Here is a 19,204-nt window from a genome sequence, read left to right on the forward strand (position 1 = left end):
TCGGTCACTCCGCCGCTTGGATGGTTCGCATAGGGGCGGAGACCGCCGCGCGGTCGGCGGCGTCCAGCCGCGCCTTGACGCCTGCCGCCAGCACGCTGACGTTCGGGACCAGCACCATGCTGTCGTGATCGCCTGGCACCTCGGCGACCTCAACGGCGGGCGCCCAGCGGGTCCAGTCGTTGTCGGGGCATACATACTCGCGTTCGCTGCTGACCCAATTGCCGCCGCTGACTTGCCATTTGCGGTCCAGCGGCGGGCGGAACAGGGTAAGCGGACCATGCCAGGGTCTCAGGCCGTAGGATTCGACGGCGGTGCGGAAGGCCAGTTCGATCTTGCGGTTGTTGAATTTCGGCAAGGCGCCGGTTTCCGGCGGTTTAATGCGGCGTTTCTCGAACTCCCAAGCGATGCGGTTCCGGATCCATTCGCCGAGGTAGCCCAATCCCTTACTGCGCAGTTCTGCCAATTTGATCAGCGCCTTGTCCTGACGGCTCAGTGCCGGGCGCACCGGCAGCGGCGTGTCCAGCAGGATCAGCGCTGCGGTGTCCTGGCCCTGCGCCTTCAGCTGCTGTGCCATCTCATATGCGGTGATGCCGCCGCCGGAGAAGCCGCCGAGCAGATAGGGGCCCTCAGGCTGGATCTGGCGGATCTCGCTCAGGCAGCTGCGGGCGGCGTCTTCAATCCGGTCGTGCGGGGCATCGCTGCCCACAAGCCCCTTGGCCTGCATGCCGTAGACCGGGCGGTCCTTGCCGACCAGCAGCGCCAGATGCCGCAGGTTCAGCACGTTGCCGAACATGCCCGCAACCAGGAAAAATGGCCGCCGCCCAGTGCCGTCGCCGGGGTGCAGCTGCACCAGATGGGTGAATTGCGGTTTCTCTTCTGCGGCCTGCGGTGCGTCCACAGATTCTGCGGCGATGCCGCCGCCGGTGCGTTCGATGATCCGCGCCGCCAGCGCGGCGACGCTGGGGGCTTCGAACAGCACAGACAGCGGGAATTCCACGTCAAAGGCGCGTTTCACCTGGGCAAACAGCCGGACTGCAATCAGCGAGTGGCCGCCGAGGTCAAAGAAGCTGTCCGCGATGCCGACCTGGCTAACCCCCAAAAGGGAGGCAAACAGCTTTGCCAGCTGCTCCTCCACCGGGTTGCGCGGGGCGATGTAATCGGTGTCGAGTTGCGGGCGGTCGAACGTCTGGGTCTCTGTTTCGGCAGCTGTGCTCCGGTTCGCCTGGGAGATCAGCGCGGGCAGGTCGAGCGAGGAGACCACCACCTGCGGCAAACCGGTGGCCAGCGCACGGGTCAGAACCTCGCCGCCCTCCTTGGCCTTGATTCCGCTCGCGATGTTCAGTTGCAGGCGGCGTTCCTCGGGTGACAGAGGCTGCGGGCTGTTGACCGGCTCCAGCCCCAGCTGGGCGGCGGTAGCATCCGCCTCGCGCGGTTCCCCGGCGGCGATAAAGCCGTCAGCCGGGCGCTGGATCCGGAAGCCCTCGATTTCCACCAGCACGGTGCCGTCGGGGTCCGTCAGGGTCACTTCGAACGCCGCGGTGGCTTTGTCGGGGCTGCCGGACAGGCGAACATGGCTGAAGATGGTCTGAGTCAGCGGCGCGAATACCCGGACCGTGCCATAAGACACCGGCACCCAAAGCGCAGTTGCGTCATACCCGGGGATCAGCTTTATTGCCCAGCCCGTGGCAAGATCCAGCAGGCCAGGGTGCAGGAGGCAGCCGTCCGCAGCGGCGGCTGCTGGCAGCGACAGGGTTGCAATGCCTTCATCATCCCCCAGCGCGGCGCGGTCCAGCACATGCCAGCGCGGGCCGAAATTCAGATGCGCCTCCTGAGGGGAGCGCAGGCGCCCGCGTTCAGGCGCCTGCTCCTCCGGGCAACGGGTGAAAATCATTTGGAGGTTGAGGGGGGCGGGACGTTCTGCCTCCGCAGCTAAGGCCAGCACAGCCTGACAATTCAGAAGGTAACCTTTTGTAAACTCCGAGTAAACAAACAGTTCATAACCATTTTCATTAGCTTCTAACTTTACAAGCGCCTCGCGCGGGCTGTCCAGCTCTGCAATCATAGGGCGCAAGAAGTAAAGGTCGCGAATCTCAAACGGGCCTTTGACGCCAATCGCCGCCAGCGCCTCGGCGGCCATCTCGACATAGCCGGTGCCGGGCACCAGGGCAGTTCCATCCGCGGTCCGGTGTTCGTCCAGCAGCCAGTGTTCGGTGCTGAAGCGGGGCGAGAAGATCCGGTTGCCCGCGGTATCAAAAGCCTGCTGTTGCAGCAACGGCTGCGGGCACGGTTCGGGTTCACTGGCGCCCGTGCTTCCGTTGCGGCCAGCCATGGCATCGGCGGCCATACCGGTGTCCGCCCAGACGCCCCAATCCACGGCGACGACCCGCGTCTTCCCGCCCGTGCGGTGCTTCGCCCAGGCGTTGAGGTATTCGTTCGCGGCAATGTAATCCACCTGGCCGGCGGGCCGGGTCGCTGTGGAGGTCGACGAAAACAGCACCATCAGTTCCAGGCTGCCGTCCGGGAATACCGTGTCCAGTGCCCTCAGGCCGCTGACCTTTGGGGCAAGCACTTGGGCGATCTGATCCTCGTCCTTGGCCAGCAGCGGTCCGTCGCTGATGGCACCAGCCCCGTGGAGCACCCCGGTAACCGGGCCAAAGGCGGCTTCGGCCAGTTCGCGCGCCGTGCGCAGATCGCCGCTATTGCAGACGTCAGCAGCGAGCGGCATCACCTGGCCCATGCCGCCTGCCTCCAGCGCCATGACAGCACGGATGCGCTTCGCGGTGCGGTTGGCGGGGCTATGGCTGCTGAGAAAGCGGTCCCAGGTGCCGCGCGGCGGCAGACCGCCGCGGGAAATCAGAGATACCCTGGCGCCGTATTCACGCATCAAGTGGCTGGCGATGGTTAGACCAATACCGCCGTAACCGCCGGTGATCAGATAGTGGCCGCCTTGTTTGAAGGGCGGCGTCTTCGGCTCGGGCAGCGTTTGCGGGCGCCAGCTGAGTTCAAACCGTTTTTCCCCGCGCCAGGCGGCGGAGGCGTTGACGGGATTTGCCAGCAGTTCTTCGAGCAGGCGCGGAGTGATCTTCGCTTGATCCGGATTGCGCCGGGCAAAAAGGCCCTGCGGCGCCTGAGGCAGTTCAATGTCCACGGCGGCGCAGGTGAAACCGGGCAGCTCGCGCGGAATCACGCCCAGCGGGCCTGCGATCATTGCCTTCTCCGGATAGGGCAGGGCCTCGTTCCGGACCTGCGCAGCGCCGGTGGTAAAGACAGTCAGATGCGCCGGGCTGGTCAGATCGGCATTGCCTAGCTCTTGTGCCAGCGCGGTCAGGGAGTGGAAGCCCGTCTCCAGATTGCGGTCAAAGAAGGAGGAGCCGGGGCGGAAGCGTTCGCCATCCGTCACCAGCCAGAAATGCGCGATCCGGTCCGGCAGCAGGCCGGCGTCCGTCAGGTCTGCCAGCAGCGCGCCATAGGCGGCGCGGCCCTGTTCCGGCGGCAGAATATAAGAGTGCGGGGAAAGCTGCGCATAGGTGTCCCCGGCGCGGACGCGGGCAACGCTGTGGCCTGCGGCCTGCAGACATTCCGCGACACGGGCGGCATGGCCGCATTCGTCCTCAAAGATCAGCCAGCTGTGCGGTTCCTGATCAAGTTCATGTTCCACATCCATAGCGCAATCAGCCAGCCGCGGGCGCCAGACGGGACGGTAGCCCCAATCTTTGATATCGTCCCGGCGGGCGGGGGGGGCAGCCGCGTCCTCCAGCACCGGTTTGCCGGGTTCTATGAAGTAGCGGCTTCGCTGGAAGGCGTAACCGGGCAAAGGAAGGCGGTTGCGCCTCGCCTCGCCCCAGATCTGTTCCCAGTCGGCCTCCACCCCGCAGGCCCAAAGCCGGCCGATAACGCCAAAGAAATAGCTGTCGTCCATCACCTCCTGATCCGGATGGCGCAGCGAGCTGAGAACCTGACCCTGTTTCACCGCAGGCGACATCTGCGCCAGAGCGCTCAGCGCCTTGCCGGGGCCGACTTCCAGGAACAACCGGCCCGGGGTCCTGGCGAGGGTTTCGATGCAATCGGCATAGCGCACGGTATTGCGCAGCTGGCCGGTCCAGTAATCGGCGCTGGCGGCCTGCTCTGCGGTCAGGGCCGCGCCGGTGCGGTTGGAGATCACCGGAAGCTTGGGCGCTTTCAGCTCCAAAGAACGGATGAAATCGCCATACTCCCGCAGGATGCCGTCCAGCATCCGTGAGTGGGCCGCAATGTCGATCTGGATGCGCTGGTGCTCGATCCCGCGCAGGATCAGGTCTGCCGACAGCCTTTCCAGCGCCTCCTGCGGGCCGGACACTGCAGTGAGCGCGGGAGCGTTGACGCTGGCGATATCCAGATTACCACCGATGAGGGCTTCAACCTCATCAAGCGGCAGCGCGATAGACAGCATGCCTCCCGCGGGGACGGTATCGAACAGCCGCCCGCGCAGCAGCACCAGGTCGATGCAGTCCTCAAAGCGCATCACACCGGCCAGGCAGGCGGCGGTGTTCTCGCCCATCGAATGGCCCACCAGCGCGGCGGGCCGCACGCCCCAGCTGATCCAAAGCTGCGCCAGCGCGTATTCGACGATCATGATCAGCGGCAGCTGCACCGAGGGCTTCTGGAGCTTGGCATTGGCGGTGTCCTCTTCGCCCTCGTCCGGCAGCCAGATAGCGCGGATGTCGTAGTCGAGGCTCTTTTGCAGATGCTCCAGCCCGCGGTCCATCCACTCGGCAAAGACCGGCTCGGTCTCGTAGAGGTCGCGCGCCATGCCGGCATATTGCGCACCGCCGCCGGGGAACATGAACACCACCTCTGGGGCGTCGCCGAGACGGTCGTGAGTGAAGACTTTGCGGGGATCGCTTTCCTCAATCAGGTCAACTGCTTCGGCAGCGGTTTCCGCCACCAGCACCCGCCGCTTGGCAAAGCCGCGGCGGCCTTCCTTGAGGGTATAGGCCACGTCGGCGAGATCGGCCTGGGGATTTGCTTTCAAGTACTCCGCCAGCGCTCGGGTGTTGGCGTCCAGCGCCGACTTGGACTGGCCTGAAACGCAAAGGATCTGGAACGGGAAGTCGCTTTCTTCCGAGGCCGCGCGCTCCGGCGCTTCCTCTAGGATCAGATGCGCATTGGTGCCGCCGACACCCAACGAGTTGACGCCGGCCCGCCGCGGTCCCTTGTGAGGCTGCCAGGGCGTGAGGGCAGCGTTCACGCGGAACGGCGAGGTCTCGAAATCAATCGCCGGGTTCGGCGCCTCAAACCCCAGCGAGGGCGGGATTTCCTTGTGGTGCAGCGCCAGCGCGGCCTTGGTGAGGCTAGCAACGCCTGCTGCGGTATCCAGATGGCCGATGTTGGTCTTGACTGAGCCGATAAGGCAATAGCCGGTATCCTGCGTAGTGGCCCGGTAGGCGTCGGTCAGCGCCGAAACTTCGATCGGGTCGCCCAGGTAGGTGCCGGTGCCGTGGCATTCGACGTAGTCGATGGTTTCCGCCGGGGTGCCTGCCGCGTGCAGTGCCTGTTGCACCGCCGCTGACTGGCCGCCGACCGACGGCGCCAAGTAGCCGGCCTTGTCGGCGCCGTCGTTGTTGATGGCCGAGCCCTTAATCACCGCCCAGATGTGGTCGCCATCGGCAATCGCATCCTCCAGCCGCCTGAGCGCCACAGCGCCGGCGCCGGAGCCGAAAACGGTGCCTTGCGCCCGGTGGTCGAAGGCGTGGCAGCGGCCGTCAGGCGACAGGATCTCGTTTTCCTTGTAGAGGTAGCCGCGCCCTTGCGGCAGCTCGATGGTGACACCGCCCGCCAGCGCCATATCGCATTCGCCTTCGCGCAAGGCCTTGCAGGCATAGTGCACTGCCACCAGCGAGGTGGAACAGGCAGTCTGCACGTTGACGGACGGTCCCTTCAGGTCGAGCACATGGCTGACCCGGGTCGACAGGAAATCCTTGTCGTTGCCGGTATGGCGCAGCAGGAACATCCCGACGTCATCGACCAGGGCAGGGTTGGAGCAGATGTTGAAATAGAAATAGCTGCCCATGCCGCAGCCTGCATAAACGCCGATGGGGCCGTTGATGCTTTCCGGAGGGTGGCCCGCGTTTTCCATCGCGTTCCAGGCAACCTCCAGGAATTTGCGGTGCTGCGGGTCAAGGATGGCAGCTTCCTTGGGGCTGAAGCCGAAGAATTCGGCATCAAACTCGTCAAACCCCTGCAGACGGGCTGCGGCCGGGACATAGTTCGGGTCAGCTAGGAGCGACGCGCGTTCACCATTTTCCAGCAGGGTTTCACGGTCCAGGACCTCAATCGACTCTATCCCTGCGCGGAGGTTCTGCCAGAACGCCTCGGCAGAGCCGGCGCCCGGCACAGTGACCGACATCCCGACAATGGCAATATCGCCTGAATAATTACCGGCACCGCCTCGCGCTGCGGTTATCCCATCCTGCATCGTCAAAACCTGACCTCACTGGCCTTTCGCAAACAGCCCGGCACGCCGCAGCCAGTCCGCTTTGCGAAAGTGGCAGGGCCCGCCGGACGGGTTGGTTGTCTGGTGCCGGGGTTCTCCCCGGCGTTTTCCCGGCCTGGCGGCGCAATCCCCATTTGATTTGCTGGGCCGGCTGAACTCAAATTTACTTTCGTCAATCCATGCGGCTGTCCTGTGGACGCATTGTGTCAATTTCGGCCGGAAAAGCGGAAAGATTGCGGCATCACAGGACGCTGCGCTCTTTTGCCCTGGCGGTGTCAGGCATCAGCGCCTGCGCTCCCCCAAATAGCGCCGGTTTTCTCTGGAACAAGTCCGGGTAAAGCAGCCGTTCGGCATAGCCCAGCACTGATCCGGCGCACATCCAGGTGATCGGGATCAGCGTGGCGTTCAGCAGCATGTCCACCATGGTGGCTGCCAGGATCAGTGCAATTGGTGCAGCGTAAGGCGACACGCTGCCTTCTGGCGCCCGGCGGGCGGCCTGGGCCAGGAGGGCAAGGGGGGCGGCCAGCAACCCCATTTCGGCGATATATCCCAGCCAGCCGAAGGTGCCGAAGACTATGATCCAGCGACCGTCCGGGATCGACAGGATCTGTCCTGTTTCCGCATGCCTCACCAGATTGCGGCCCCAGCCGCCCCACCCGAACCAGGTCTTTTCGGCAGCGCGGGCCAGCAGCTGCGCCTCGTTTTCAAAGCGGTAGTTCAGCGAATGCGCCCGCTCGGCACTGATGGCACTGGCCTGGGCTACCAGTTCCTCGGTCGGCACAAGGCCTACGTTGCGCAGCATCGGGTAGCCGACCGCGATCAGTCCCAGCAGCAGGGCTGCGCGGAGCTGCCAGCGCAGCGGTGCCAGCGCCACCACGGGGGTGAAAGCCAGCGCATATGCGAGGGAGGCCAGGCTTTTGCACAGCACCAGCACCGCAAACAGGTATCCCGCCGCCATCACCAGCCGGACACGCTCGCCACCCGCTGCGGTGCGGGCCAGCGCGGCGGCTGCCAGCAGTGCCGACATCATGAAGAACGCCAGCCACAGCGCATGCGGCAGGAAGACGATCGGCCTGAAGCCGCCCTGGCGCATCATCTGGCTGAAATCATGCTGGAAGAAGCCGTAGACCCAAGTGTTGATCTGCGGGCTGAAGCGTATCTCGATCAAGGAGGGGATCGAATAGGCCAGCGCGGCGATCATCAGCGCCAGCAGCAGTTCCCGCTGGGCCTCAAGGGTGGAAAGGTATCGGCGTGCCAGCAGGAAGGGGATCAGCACGATCATCTGGTTGATTACGACAGAGCCAAGATCGCGCCAGCGCAGGCCGGGCAGCTGATCGGTCAGAAAAATGATCGGATCGGAGTTGGCGATTTTTCGGAACAGGATCGGCTCGCCGTTGGTCAGCACAGTGGGGATGACTCCAAACACGAACAAGAGCACCAGCACCCGCACTGCCGGATGCCGCGGCAAGAGCGGCGCCGGCCTGCGCAGCAAAAAAGCGCACAGCACAAAGGCCATCACTGAGGGGATGGCGAACTTGTCCATATCCGGCACCAGCGGCAGGTCGAATTCGGCCAGCGGCGGCAGCAGCAGGTAGCCCGCGATGATGCACCACAGAATCGCCCGCTCCAGCGGCAGGCGCCGGAACAGGATCAGGCTGGCCAGCGGCCAGGCCAGCAGCATCAGATAGGCCAAAGCGTTGGGCAAAGCCCCGTGCTCCCTCAGTTCCCCGGTATTTGCGTCAAAGTTTACCCGTTGCGGGCGGGCCTGTCGCGCGGATTTGCAAGAACAGGTAAACAGCGTGCAGCTTTGCCACGGACTGGCGCAGGCTGGCCTATGGATGCTGGCCAGCAGGCAGCAGCGGCGGTATCAGAAGGCAGAGCAGAACCGGGGGCACCGATGTTTTTTGAATTCCGCGGCCGCCGCATTACGGTGAACATGCCGTCACGCGCGTTGCTGGAGGAAGAGGTCCGCGCGCGCCTGAAGGCTGGGCATGGTTTCGCATTGGCAACGGTGAACCTGGATCATCTCGTCAAAATGACGAAGTCAGCCGCGTTCCTTTCAGCCTATCAGGCGCAGGACCTGGTGGTGGCAGATGGCCGTCCGATTGTCTGGCTGTCTCGCCTTGCCCGCCGCCCGGTGGAGCTGATGCCGGGGTCCGATATGGTGCTGCCGCTGTGCCGACTGGCTGCCGAGGCCGGGGTGCCGGTGGTGCTGGCAGGCAGCACCGAGGAGGCCCTGCAGGACGCCGAAGCCGCGCTGGCGGCAGCAGTTCCCGGGCTGGAAGTTGCCTGGATTCATGCCCCTTCTGGCCGCTTCGATCCTGAGGGGGAAGAGGCGGACCGGATCCTGCACCGGCTCGATGAAACGGGCCCTTGCCTGTGCTTCCTGGCGCTGGGCGCGCCCAAGCAGGAGCTGTTCGCGCAGCGCGGGCGCAAACTGGCGCCCGGGGCCGGCTTTGCCTCGGTCGGTGCCGGGCTGGATTTTCTGGGCGGCCATCAGAAGCGTGCGCCTGCCTGGGTCCGTGCCATCGCGATGGAATGGCTGTGGCGGGCGCTGTTCAGCCCGGCCCGCCTTCTGCCGCGCTACGGCAGGTGTCTGGCCATCCTGCCCGGGCAGGTGCTGCGGGCCCGGCGCATCAGGGCACGGTGAAAACGGGCTACTTATACTCGAGAATTCCGCGCGCAGTGCCGCGCCAGCGGCGCCAGTAAAACTCCAGCGCACCGGCGGCTTCGGCGAATTTTCCAAGAACCGTGAACAGTGCCCGTTCAAATCCCATGCGGCGGGACAGGCGCAACACCTGGGCCGGGTAGACTAACGCTGCAAGCAGCACATATGGGGAGAGCAGCCCGCCCGCCAGTATAACCGCAGGCAGTAAAGCGCCCCAGAGGAGCGCGCGGCGGGTCTCCGTCACCCAGTGACGTTCCGGTCCGGCCCCGTGCAGCGCAACGCCTTCGGCAAAGGCATGGCCCGCGCGGCGGCAGCGGTTCCACCACTGGCCAAAGTGCAGCATCTGCGCGTCATGCAGGGTCATCTCAGCATCCAGCCGCCAGACCTGCCAGCCTGCGCGGCGCAGCCGCAGGCAAAGTTCCGGCTCCTCCCCGGCGATGAGCCCGTCCCGGTAACCGCCCGCGGTATAGACTGCCGCCACCCTCATCAGCGCATCGCCACCGCAGGCTTTGGCCTCTCCCAATGGCGTGTCCCACTCCGCATCGCACAGCCGGTTAAAGACTGACGCATCCGGAAACCGCTCGCGCCGCCGCCCGCAGGCCACCGCTGCCTTCGGGTGCGCCTGCAGGAAGTTTGCGGCAGTTGCGATCCAGTCCGGGTCCACCTCGCAGTCGCCATCGACGAATTGCACATATTCGATCCCGGCGGGCAGAACGGCCAGCCCGGCGTTGCGGGCCCGGGCGGCAGTGAACGGCCGGCTGAGATCCAGCTCCACCACCTCGGCACCCAGCTCCCGCGCCGCCGCCGCCGAGCCGTCGGTCGAGCCGCTGTCCACATAGACTAGCTGCCGAACACGGCCTTGCAGCGAACCCAGGCAGCGGATCAGCCGTGCGCCCTCATTGCGGCCGATGATTACGGCGGCGGTATCCGAGGCGGTCATTTGCCGCCACCTGCGAGAAACTTGCTGTAGGCGGCCGATGCGCGCAGAAACCCGCGGCGCTGAAGCTCCGCGATCCCAGCGCTTTCGATTGCGTCACCGGACCACAAGCTCAGGTTTGGCTGCGCCTGCAGTGCGGTGCTGCGCTGGCGGTCCTCGCCGTGCGCCGAGACGGTCTCGGCCTGTATCTGCAAGTCCCGGGCGAGGCTGTCGCCAGCAAACTTGTAATGACGAATCAGCCCTTCTACGTCCGCGACCCGTACTCCGGCGGAGGCATGCGGATGCACTGCAGCTTGCACGCCGGAGCCGTTGAACACCAGAGGATGCTTGCTCAGGCAGCAGCGTTCGCCGAAGACCTTGCCGCGAACACCGCCGAACAGCATCTGCGCGTCGCCAGGCGGAGGGGTATTCTGCCGCAGGAAATAGGAAAATCCGGTGTCTTCCGAGGCATACTCCACTGCCTCCACCGTGCCGATGTCTGAATAGCGGAAGCTGCGCACGGCCTCGCCATAGCTGAGGCCGCGTGCGGCCGACAGCGGGCCTTGGGGAAACATTTCCAGCATTTCGGCCTGCAGCGCGGTGTAGCCTTGGTGCTTCAGGTAGCCAGTCAGACCATCCAGCCCGGTCGAGGCGCTGCCCTCGAAATCGAACAGCTCATCCATGTCCGCAAACAGGCACCAGCGGTTCCGGCCGTAGCGGTCCGCGGCGTAGGCGCGGAAGGTGTTCTCATAGTCCAGCCAGGGCAGGGCAGAGTGCAGCACCGCGGTGTCTGGTTCCTGCCGGATGCGGTCAACCGTTCCGTCGGCCGAACCGTTGTCAAAAAACACGAAGGCTGACACACCCAGCCGCCGGTAGTGCTCGAAAAACACATCGAGGTAAAAGGCACCGTTGCGCACCAAGGCTATCAGCACCACTTCATCGGGTGCTGCAAAGCGGCGGGCGGGACCGTGCAGACGGCTAAGCGATGCGCGGAATCGGGCGCGGTGTGCCGCACGGCTGGCGCGGCCGGCCAGTCTTTTGGTGATTGATCTGCCCACTGCGCCCCCGTTTCGCGCCCGTCCGGTAATCCGCGGCCAGCTTGCAGGCTTCCGCCCCTGCCTGCAAGCGCCGCCTGCCCGCGCCTGAACCGCACAAGCCGCCTGGACTCAGTAGTCGCGCTTGAAGAACAGGCCGATGCCGGTTTCGCCCTCGCTGTCGACCGTGCCCTGCACTGTCAGGCTTTTGGTGACATCCAGATTGATGCTCAGCTCGCTGTCGCCCTGGGTGTTGATGTTGAAATCGGTATAGACGTTTTCTGCGACATAGCCGCCTAACCCCAGCTGTCCGGCACCCAGGTTGTCGGTACCGATATCGACGTCATCCGCTCCGGTTGCCTGGCGGACCTTGCTTTGCGCACCGCCGCCGCGGCCGCTGAGGGTCAGTGCCGAGCCCGCCAGCCGCGCCAGCGCCAGAGGGGAGATGTCGCCGATGTTGTCGCCGAACAGCAGGAGCGCCAGCGCTTCCTCGCTGGGTCGCGGCGGGTCGGACGTCACCTTGATTTCCGGCGCATCGACCCGCCCCGAGATTTCCAGCGTCGCGGTGCCTTGTTCGGTGGCGGCAGTGGATTTGAATTCCAGGTAGGGTTTCAGATCGCCAAGCAGGGTAATCCGCCCCTCATCCAGTTCCAGCCGCCGGCCGAGGATGTCGAAGGTGCCGCGGATGAGGCTAATCTGCCCCGAGGGGGAGGGCCGCGCAGTGGTGCCGCGCAGATGGATCTGGCCGCCCAGTTCAGAACGCAGCCCGCGCCCGCGGGCGAAAATTCTGGAGGGAGCGCTGATCACGACGTCCAGATCCGTTCTGCCGGAGCCGCCCGCAGCGCTGCTGCTGCCGGTCAGCCCGGCGCGGGCGAGCGTCCTGCGCACGTCACTTGGCGCGCCCACGTGGCGGACCGGCGGGATCGGCGCCGCGGAAACCGAGCCGCCGGCCGTATTCAGATTGATGTTGGTTTCACCCACATTGATTTGGCCCGACAGGCGGTTGTTGCCCGCCATGGCGCCGGACATCGCCAGGCTGCCGTTCAGCAGGGTTTCATAGGACAAGTGGTCGGTCACCACCACATCGCCGATGGCAATCTGCAGGTTGCCGTTGAACGGAGGCAGCAGCCCCACCGGGCCGCTGATCCGCACCGTTCCGCCGTCGCGCGGGCGGGCTGAGACCTGCAACTGGGCGCTGGAGCGGGCGATGGAAACTGTGGCATTGATATCGTCCACCCGCTGGGCGGCCGCCGGAATCGCCAGCGAGGCGCCGGGAACCGAGATGGTGCCGCTGACCCCGTCCAGTGCCGGAACGCCGCGCAGGGCCATGTCGAAGTTCGCAGCCCCCTGCATCAGGTTGGGGGAGAGGAATGGGTTGAGCCCTTCCAGCCGCAGGGTGCCCTTTGCAGTCACATCGGCGGTGCCCTTGGCCTCGTTCCAGCTGCCTTCAATGCGGCTGTCGATGCCTGCGGGGCCGCTGGCCGTGCTATCCACCGTCCAGGTGCCATCGCGCCGGGTGGCGGTGCCTGCAGCAGCCAGGCGGCCGGGCAGATCGGGAACCAGCCGCTGCAGTTCGGCCATTACCGCGTCAAAGCGCAGGTCGGTGCTGCCGTTGCTTTCGGTGAAGCGGGCATCAGCATCCACGGCAATGCCCGCAGGCCCTGCAGCCTGGACAGTGGCTTGCCATTCGCCGCTGCGCCGTTCTGCGGTGCCCTCGGCACTCAGTCTGCCCGCCAGCTGCGGCACAAAACGCTCCAGCTCGTTCAAAGCGGCGGCGAAGGTGAAATCGGCGTCGCCTTCGAGCGTGACCGAACCGTCCAGCTTGGCGCTCGAGGTGTGCGGCCCTTTCAGCTCGGCCACACCGCTGAAGGTCCCGCCGGTGCGGTTGAGGGTCGTGGCCAGTTCCAGCGTTCCGGGCGCCTGCGGCAACAGCACTTCGAGCCGGTTGAGCCGGGCAGTTATGTCCATCTGGCCGGACTGGTTGCTGAGCGTGCCCTGGGCCGCGGCTTCCAGTGCACTGCCGGCCAGTTCGAACCGGTCGATGGCTATGCCGTTCTCATCCCGCGCGGCCTTCAGCGCCAGCGTGGTGGTGCCTGCCAGCAGTTCATCCGCCTGGGCGATGCCCGCCGACAGGTCCTGTGCCTGCACGGAAAGCTCCGTATCGAACCCGCCTGTCAGCGGGGTGAAAGCACCCTTGACGGCGGCCTGCACCGCGCCGCCAAGCGGGCGGCCCGCCAGATCCGAAAACCGGCCCAGGTCCGCGGCCTCAGCCGTCAGGTCGCCGCTGACTTTCAACCCTTCTTCCAAGCCATCAAAAGCGAGGCTGCCTTCGGCTTTATAGTCGCTTCCGCGCAGCTCCATTCCGGTGACCCGTATGGCGCCGGGCCCGTCTGTGCTGAGCGTGCCTTCAAACCGGATTTCGTTGCCGGTGGCTTTGGCCAGCGCCGGATCGCGGGGCTGGAAGCCGCTGAGCCCGGCGGTCAAGCGGCCTTCCAGCGCAAAGCCGCTGGCCTGGTCCAGGGTGCCGCGGCCGGCAAGCTCAGCTGTGTCCACCAGCGCGCCGGGATGGCTCAACTGGTTCAGCACGCCGTCCAGACTCCAGTCGCCCCCGGCGGTCTTGCGCAGCTGCAGGTCCGCCTTTGCCAGCGTCGTCTGGCCGCCGCCGATAGGCAGGGTGACAGCCGCCTGGCCAGCGGGCGGTGTGATCGCGGTCTTCAGATTGGCAGTGGCCAGCTTGCCGGCCGCATCCAGCGAAGCGGCACCGGTCACTTGCAGCGCATTGGTGCGCAGCACCAGCGTTTCCAGTGCAACCGCGCCGTTGCCGCCGCGCAGCCCCTTAACGTTCAGGCGCAGCCCGGGACCGAAAAACGGCCTGTTCACCGGCGGCAGCAGCACGTCGATGTTGCCGCCGAGATCCGCGGAAAACGCGATGTCGCGCGGCGTCTCCGGTGCGGCGCCCTCAGGCAGGGCGCGGGCCGCAAGCACCACCTGACCGCCCAGCCGCTCGGTGCCATTGGTGCTGAAGGTGATGTCGGCAATGAAATCGGTGACCGGTCCGCTGCCCTTGGCAGTCAGCTGCAAGTCCGGATTGCCCGGCAGGTCCAGGCTGCGCGAGATCAGCCCTCCGGCGGCCTCATCCAGTGCCAGATCAAGGGTGATCAGCCGGGTTTCATTGGCATAAGCCGCATCCAGCCGCAGATGGTCGCCGGGCTTGTCCAGCCTTGCGGCGGCAAGCTTGGTGTCAAGCGCTCCCTCCGCCAGTTTCAGCGAGCCCTCGACCGAGAGTGTGGCCGCGGTTCCGGCCAGGTCTTCACCCAGCTCAATCCGGGCAGCTTTGACCTGCCCCAGTTCCACCGCCACCGGCAATTCCGGCAGGGCAAAGGGCGTGGTCTCCGCCTCCGGGAGTTCGGGGTCCGGCGGCAGCGGCTCAGGTGCCCGCGCCACTTCGATGCGTTCGGCCGACAGTTCGTTCACGGAGAAGCGCCCGCGCAGAAGTTCCAGCCGGTTCCAGTCCAGCACTGCGCCTTCGACCGTCAGCCAGATGCCTTTCTCGTCCGCAACGGTGATCTTCTTGATCTTGGCCTGCGAGGAGAACGCCCCTTCCAGACCGCTCACACTGATGTACCGGCTGTCGCCGGATAGGGTGTCCTCGAGGAAATCAACCAGCAGCCCGCCGGCATCCTCGGTGGTTGTTTCCTGCGCCGCAAGCGGAGCGGACGCTATTCCAAGGGCCAATGCGAAGCCTAGAAACGGTCTCAAAACGCCTGTCCTATCCCGATATAGAATTGCAGCCCGTCCTCGCTTCCGCCGTCCACCGGGTAAGCAAGGTCGAGTCGGATCGGGCCAATCCCGGCCACATCGTAGCGCAGGCCGATGCCGGCGCCGGCATGTCGCGCAGAGGAGCCTGAAACAAAACTGTCCGTATCGACGAAGCCGAGGTCGTAAAAACCGACCAGAGAAATCTTGTCTGTGATCTTGCCCCGAACCTCAGCGGAGAGAGCCGCGAAACTGCGTCCGCCGGCAATGCCGCCATTGGCGGGCACGCCCAGCGACTGGTACTCATGCCCCCGCACGGTGCCCGCGCCGCCTGAGAAGAACAACAGGGTCGGAGAGACTTCGCTGAGCGACGGCCCGGCCACTGTTCCAAGCTGCAGCCGACCTGCCAGCACGATGCGGTCATCCGCACCCAGCCCATGATAGATGCGGCCGTCGCCCTTCAACTGCAGGCCGGACTTGCTGCCGCCAAAGCCCACAAAAGGCGTGGCATCGCCTTGCAGGAAATAGCCGGCGGCCGGGTTCACACGGCTGTCGCGGGCGTCATATTCGGCGCGGAACCTGCCGGCCACGTATTTGAAGCGGCGATTGCCGAACACATCTTCCGCACGGATTGACGACACCCCAAGTGCCGCCTCGGCAAAGAACGTATCTGAAAATGTTCGCCGCGCGCCGATGGCGCCAAAGACGCGGGTCGCGGTGTAATGCTCCTCATCCAGCCGCTCGGCCTCTGCCAGATAGAAGATACTGTCATCCGGCCCCAGTTTTGCCGGGCGGTCCAGCCGCACGGCAATGCGCCCGTCGATATCGTTGCTGCTGCCGATGCCGCTGATGCGCGCTTCGATCCGCAATTTTTCTGCAGCGCCGAAGAGGTTCCGGTGCATCCAGCTGCCTGAAAGCTCCAGCCCGCTGGAGGAGGTGATCTCGGCCCCGAAGGTCAGCCGGCGCGGCGGCAGGTCCTCCACCTGCGCCACGAAGTCCAGGCTGCCGTCCGGGTTCGGCTGCTCCGCCTCGCGCAGGACAACGCTGGAAAACGTGCCGGTGCGCCGAAGCCGGGTGGCGGATTTGGAAATCAGATCCGGGTGGAACTCCTTGCCTGCCGGAAAGCCGGCAATGCGGCGGATGGCGTCTTCGCGCACATTCGTCGTGCCGGTGATCTGCATCTGCCCGAACCGCAGCTTTGGCCCAGGTGCCAGGCGCAGCTCCGCATCCAGCCGCGCCTGCAGGTGGTTGGCAGTGATCTTCTGGCCCGCGACCTCTGCCTTGGCGTGGCCGCTGCGGCGCCAGGCCCGCACCCCGGCAGCCGCGGCGTCGCGGATCACCCCGGTGCCAGCCGGCTTGCCGGAAGCAAAGCCCTCAGGGATGCTGACATCGCTGTTCTGCGGAAACGGTGCCAGCTTTGCCTTGCCGAAGGCGAATTGCGGCCCCGGCTTCACGGTGATCTCCACCTTTTGGACGCTGCGCGGCGGGTTCAGCGGCTGGATCTGCGCTGCCTCGCGCCCATCCAGGCGGATGTTCACAACGGGTGAGAAATGCCCGGCGTCGAACAGAACCTGAACCAGCGTCCGGTAGTCCGACAGCGCCGCAGCCAGCAGCTCCTGCACATTGGTCTCACCGCTGGCCGCGACTGATGCCGAGGCGCCGCGCAACCGGTCTGCCAGCGCAGAATCCGCACCGGGGGCCTGCAGCGTTGCTTCGGCGGCACGGCCGGGAGGCGGCAACAGGGCCATAAGGCTGAAAACAAAGGCGCACGCCAAAGGGCGGGGGCGGAAAGGAAAATTCATGTCTGCTCCGGCAGCGGGCGTAATATGTCCGCCTGACCCCGACAGGTTCCAGGCGCCTGGGGTGAGCCTAGCACGGGAAAAATGCAGGATGGAACCGGCAAAGCGGCGGCATTCTGCCGGTCTGGCATGGCGGCGGATTGCCGCGCATACCCATGCCTGCTGGCGTCCGCGGCCAAAGAGCATTGGCAAGCCCAAGGAGGTATGTGCTACTTTAAACCAGCTCCAGCGGGCAAACCCGCCAGAGCTGACACTGTTTAACAAAGAACTAGAGCAACGTCAGGCGCAGCCACCACTCACAAAGCAGCTCAGCCTGACTGGGATGATACCACGCATGATTTTACTGTCTATGTAATTGTCAGTTTGATAAAGTTGCGTGGTATCATTTCACCCGGGCCATGCCGGGGTATTAATGACTGAGGATCCGGGAGGGCGGTTTTGGACCGGTTGAGACCAATATTCGAACTTCGCGACATGCTCCACCAGATGGAGCGGGACCTTGGCCTCGACAGCCTGAGCCGGTCGGAGCGGGATGTTCTGCTGGCGGCCAATGCGCTGACGGGGGCACCGGGGGAGCCGGTTCAATCCGAACAGATCCGCAACCACCGGCTGGTCAAGGGCCTCGCCCAGGCCACATTTCACCGCACGCTGAAATCGCTGCTGGAACTGGGGCTGATCAGACGGGCAGGGGACAGCAAGGCCAAGCATTACGTTGTATGTTTCGACCCTGCGGCAAAGTGACGGCGCTGCGTCATAATCTGTACATATGATTGCAGGTTCCGCTGCGCCTGTCTAAAGGGGGCGGCATGATGCGAGTTTTTCAGCACTTTGCTGGCCTTCAGAGTTTTGCGGTGATCACCGCGGTTTACGTCGTCTGCCATGGACTGACCGCCTGGGTGGTTACGCCTGTGCAGGGGATGTTCCTGCCGGAAGTCACGGTCTTTGCCAGCCTTGTTTATCTGCCGCACGGGGTGCGGGTGCTGGCTGCCTGGCTGATGGGCTGGCGCGCGGTGCTGCCGCTGGCTGCAGGCGCCTTCCTGTCAGAGCTGATGTTCACCGACGCCAATGTCCGCCAGCTGATGGAGCCTGTGCTGCTGGAATCCATTGCTGTCGGCGCGTTTTCGGCCTTTGCGGCCTTTGAAATCGCCGGGCTGTTCGGCTGGAAGCTGTATGCCGGCCAATCGCGGCGGATTGCTTGGACCAGCCTGCTGGCGGTCGGCGCGCTGGCCTCCCTGATCAATTCCGCGGGGCAGTCGGTTGTGTTCTCCGGTCTGATCTTTCCCGGCGATCAGCTGCCGGTTATGGCGGTCTATGCCGCAGGTGATCTGATCGGCCTCGCGGTCTGCATGCTGGCACTGACATTGATCTTCCGCTGGCTGCGCCTGGCAGCGGGGAAACGCCGCCCGCAGGAATAGCAAAGCCCGCCGGCCGCGGGCTTGCAAGGGCAGTATTCGGCTAGGAGCCGCTACCTCGCCATCAGCCGCGCCACATCCAGCATCCGGGCCGAAAAGCCCCACTCGTTGTCATACCAGCCGAACACACGGACCTGGCTGTCGCCGGCCATGCGGGTTTCCGGTCCGGCGATCACCAGTGATTCCGGCCGCGCCCGCAAGTCCGAGGAGACCAGGGGGCTGTCGGTCCAGCCCAGAACGCTCGAGGCCGCGACGCCCTCCCGCAGGGCGGCGGTGAATTCCGCTTCGCTCATCGGGGTTTTTAGCTGCGCCACAAGATCCACGGCTGAAACGCTTGCTGTCGGCACCCGCACTGCCGCACCGCTGACCCGGCCTTTCAGATGCGGCAGCACTTCATCTATCAGGTGCATTGCGGAGGTCGTGGTCGGTACCATCGACAGCGCGCCGCCGCGGGACCGCGCGAAGTCGCCGCGCGGCGCGTCGACCATCGGCTGCGAGTTGGTGTAGCAGTGGATCGTCGTCATATGCGCGGTGTCGATCCCGGCGATCCCGTCCAGCAGCTTGACCAGCGGCGTCAGCCCGTTGGTGGTACAGGACGCATTGGAGACGATGCGCGCATCGCCAAGGGTCTCCTCGTTTGCACCCAGCACGACGGTCAGTTCAGCCGCGGGGGAGGGGCCGGAGATCAACACTTTGGCAGCGCCCGCCTTCAGTCCGCGCTCTGCCACATCGGACGTCCGCGCAATGCCGGTGCATTCCAGCACCAGATCGACGCCCGACAGATCCACCGCGGTCAGGTCGGGCTCATGGCTCACCGGGATTGTGCGCCCCATCACCTGCAGCGCCCCGCCGCCATGTTCCACCGGATGGGCAAAGGGGCCGAATGTGCTGTCATACTGAAACAGATAAGCGCACATGTCCAAGGGCGCGATATCGTTGATCCGCACCACCTCGATGCCGTCTCCGCGCGATGTGGTCAGAATCTGGCGCAGGATGGCGCGGCCGATACGGCCGAATCCGTTGATAGCAAGTTTCATGCGCAATCTATGGCAGGCGTGCCGGTGCCGCTCAATCCGCACGGCCTGGGAAAATGATCACATTTCCCAAGAGGATGTTTCAGAAAAACGCGTCTAAACCCCGCAAGCGG

The 19,204-nt window shown here is 65.1% G+C and carries 10 protein-coding genes; 3 read left to right on the forward strand and 7 right to left on the reverse strand.

From position 1 onward, the window contains the following. Window positions 1-4 precede the first annotated feature (4 nt). Both KUV26_RS15770 and KUV26_RS15775 read right to left on the reverse strand, forming a co-directional pair. A complete protein-coding gene (locus tag KUV26_RS15770) occupies window positions 5-6,454 on the reverse strand; it encodes a type I polyketide synthase (RefSeq protein WP_222509027.1) in 6,450 nt (2,149 codons plus the stop codon). A 259-nt stretch (window positions 6,455-6,713) separates the two neighbouring features. Beyond that, window positions 6,714-8,177 (reverse strand): hypothetical protein, encoded by a 1,464-nt coding sequence (locus KUV26_RS15775; protein ID WP_222509028.1) that lies wholly within the window; start codon window positions 8,175-8,177, stop codon window positions 6,714-6,716. 192 nt (window positions 8,178-8,369) lie between these two features. Here KUV26_RS15775 and KUV26_RS15780 point away from each other — a divergent pair, with 192 nt between their 5' ends. Further along, on the forward strand, window positions 8,370-9,122 hold the full coding sequence (locus tag KUV26_RS15780) for a WecB/TagA/CpsF family glycosyltransferase (protein WP_222509029.1): 753 nt from the start codon (window positions 8,370-8,372) through the stop codon (window positions 9,120-9,122). 7 nt (window positions 9,123-9,129) lie between these two features. Here KUV26_RS15780 and KUV26_RS15785 read toward each other — a convergent pair whose 3' ends face one another. The 4 genes from KUV26_RS15785 to KUV26_RS15800 all read right to left on the reverse strand — a co-directional run bounded on the left by KUV26_RS15785 (window position 9,130) and on the right by KUV26_RS15800 (window position 16,648). Next, window positions 9,130-10,080, reverse strand: coding sequence for a glycosyltransferase (locus KUV26_RS15785; protein ID WP_222509030.1), 951 nt, complete (start codon window positions 10,078-10,080; stop codon window positions 9,130-9,132). Further along, a complete protein-coding gene (locus tag KUV26_RS15790) occupies window positions 10,077-10,988 on the reverse strand; it encodes a glycosyltransferase family 2 protein (protein ID WP_315900124.1) in 912 nt (303 codons plus the stop codon). Before KUV26_RS15790 ends, KUV26_RS15785 begins: the two co-directional genes overlap by 4 nt. Before the next feature lie 234 nt (window positions 10,989-11,222). Then, a complete protein-coding gene (locus tag KUV26_RS15795) occupies window positions 11,223-14,849 on the reverse strand; it encodes a translocation/assembly module TamB domain-containing protein (RefSeq protein ID WP_222509031.1) in 3,627 nt (1,208 codons plus the stop codon). Beyond that, the gene (locus tag KUV26_RS15800; protein ID WP_222509032.1) at window positions 14,846-16,648 is read right to left on the reverse strand and encodes a BamA/TamA family outer membrane protein; all 1,803 of its coding nucleotides are present in this window, start codon (window positions 16,646-16,648) and stop codon (window positions 14,846-14,848) included. Before KUV26_RS15800 ends, KUV26_RS15795 begins: the two co-directional genes overlap by 4 nt. Before the next feature lie 471 nt (window positions 16,649-17,119). On the opposite strand from KUV26_RS15800, the gene KUV26_RS15805 reads away from it, so the two are divergent. Next, window positions 17,120-17,386: a hypothetical protein gene (locus KUV26_RS15805; protein WP_222509033.1), complete on the forward strand. Its 267-nt coding sequence runs from the start codon at window positions 17,120-17,122 to the stop codon at window positions 17,384-17,386. 65 nt (window positions 17,387-17,451) lie between these two features. After that, window positions 17,452-18,060 carry a hypothetical protein gene (locus tag KUV26_RS15810; RefSeq protein WP_222505278.1) on the forward strand — a complete coding sequence of 203 codons (609 nt, stop codon included), beginning with the start codon at window positions 17,452-17,454 and terminating at the stop codon, window positions 18,058-18,060. A 50-nt stretch (window positions 18,061-18,110) separates the two neighbouring features. Here the strand turns inward: KUV26_RS15810 and KUV26_RS15815 are convergent, their stop codons facing one another. After that, window positions 18,111-19,094 (reverse strand): type I glyceraldehyde-3-phosphate dehydrogenase, encoded by a 984-nt coding sequence (locus tag KUV26_RS15815; RefSeq protein WP_222505279.1) that lies wholly within the window; start codon window positions 19,092-19,094, stop codon window positions 18,111-18,113. Window positions 19,095-19,204: the final 110 nt, after the last annotated feature.

The organism is Leisingera daeponensis (genome assembly GCF_019801465.1).
GTDB classification, from domain to species: domain Bacteria; phylum Pseudomonadota; class Alphaproteobacteria; order Rhodobacterales; family Rhodobacteraceae; genus Leisingera; species Leisingera daeponensis_A.

Excerpts from the sequence above, each read along its gene's own strand:
- KUV26_RS15810 (WP_222505278.1), top strand. The coding sequence starts at position 17,452 with ATGATGCGAGTTTTTCAGCACTTTGCTGGCCTTCAGAGTTTTGCGGTG.
- KUV26_RS15805 (WP_222509033.1), top strand. The coding sequence starts at position 17,120 with ATGCTCCACCAGATGGAGCGGGACCTTGGCCTCGACAGCCTGAGCCGG.
- KUV26_RS15800 (WP_222509032.1), bottom strand. The coding sequence starts at position 16,648 with ATGAATTTTCCTTTCCGCCCCCGCCCTTTGGCGTGCGCCTTTGTTTTC.
- KUV26_RS15780 (WP_222509029.1), top strand. The coding sequence starts at position 8,370 with ATGTTTTTTGAATTCCGCGGCCGCCGCATTACGGTGAACATGCCGTCA.
- KUV26_RS15785 (WP_222509030.1), bottom strand. The coding sequence starts at position 10,080 with ATGACCGCCTCGGATACCGCCGCCGTAATCATCGGCCGCAATGAGGGC.
- KUV26_RS15815 (WP_222505279.1), bottom strand. The coding sequence starts at position 19,094 with ATGAAACTTGCTATCAACGGATTCGGCCGTATCGGCCGCGCCATCCTG.
- KUV26_RS15770 (WP_222509027.1), bottom strand. The coding sequence starts at position 6,454 with ATGCAGGATGGGATAACCGCAGCGCGAGGCGGTGCCGGTAATTATTCA.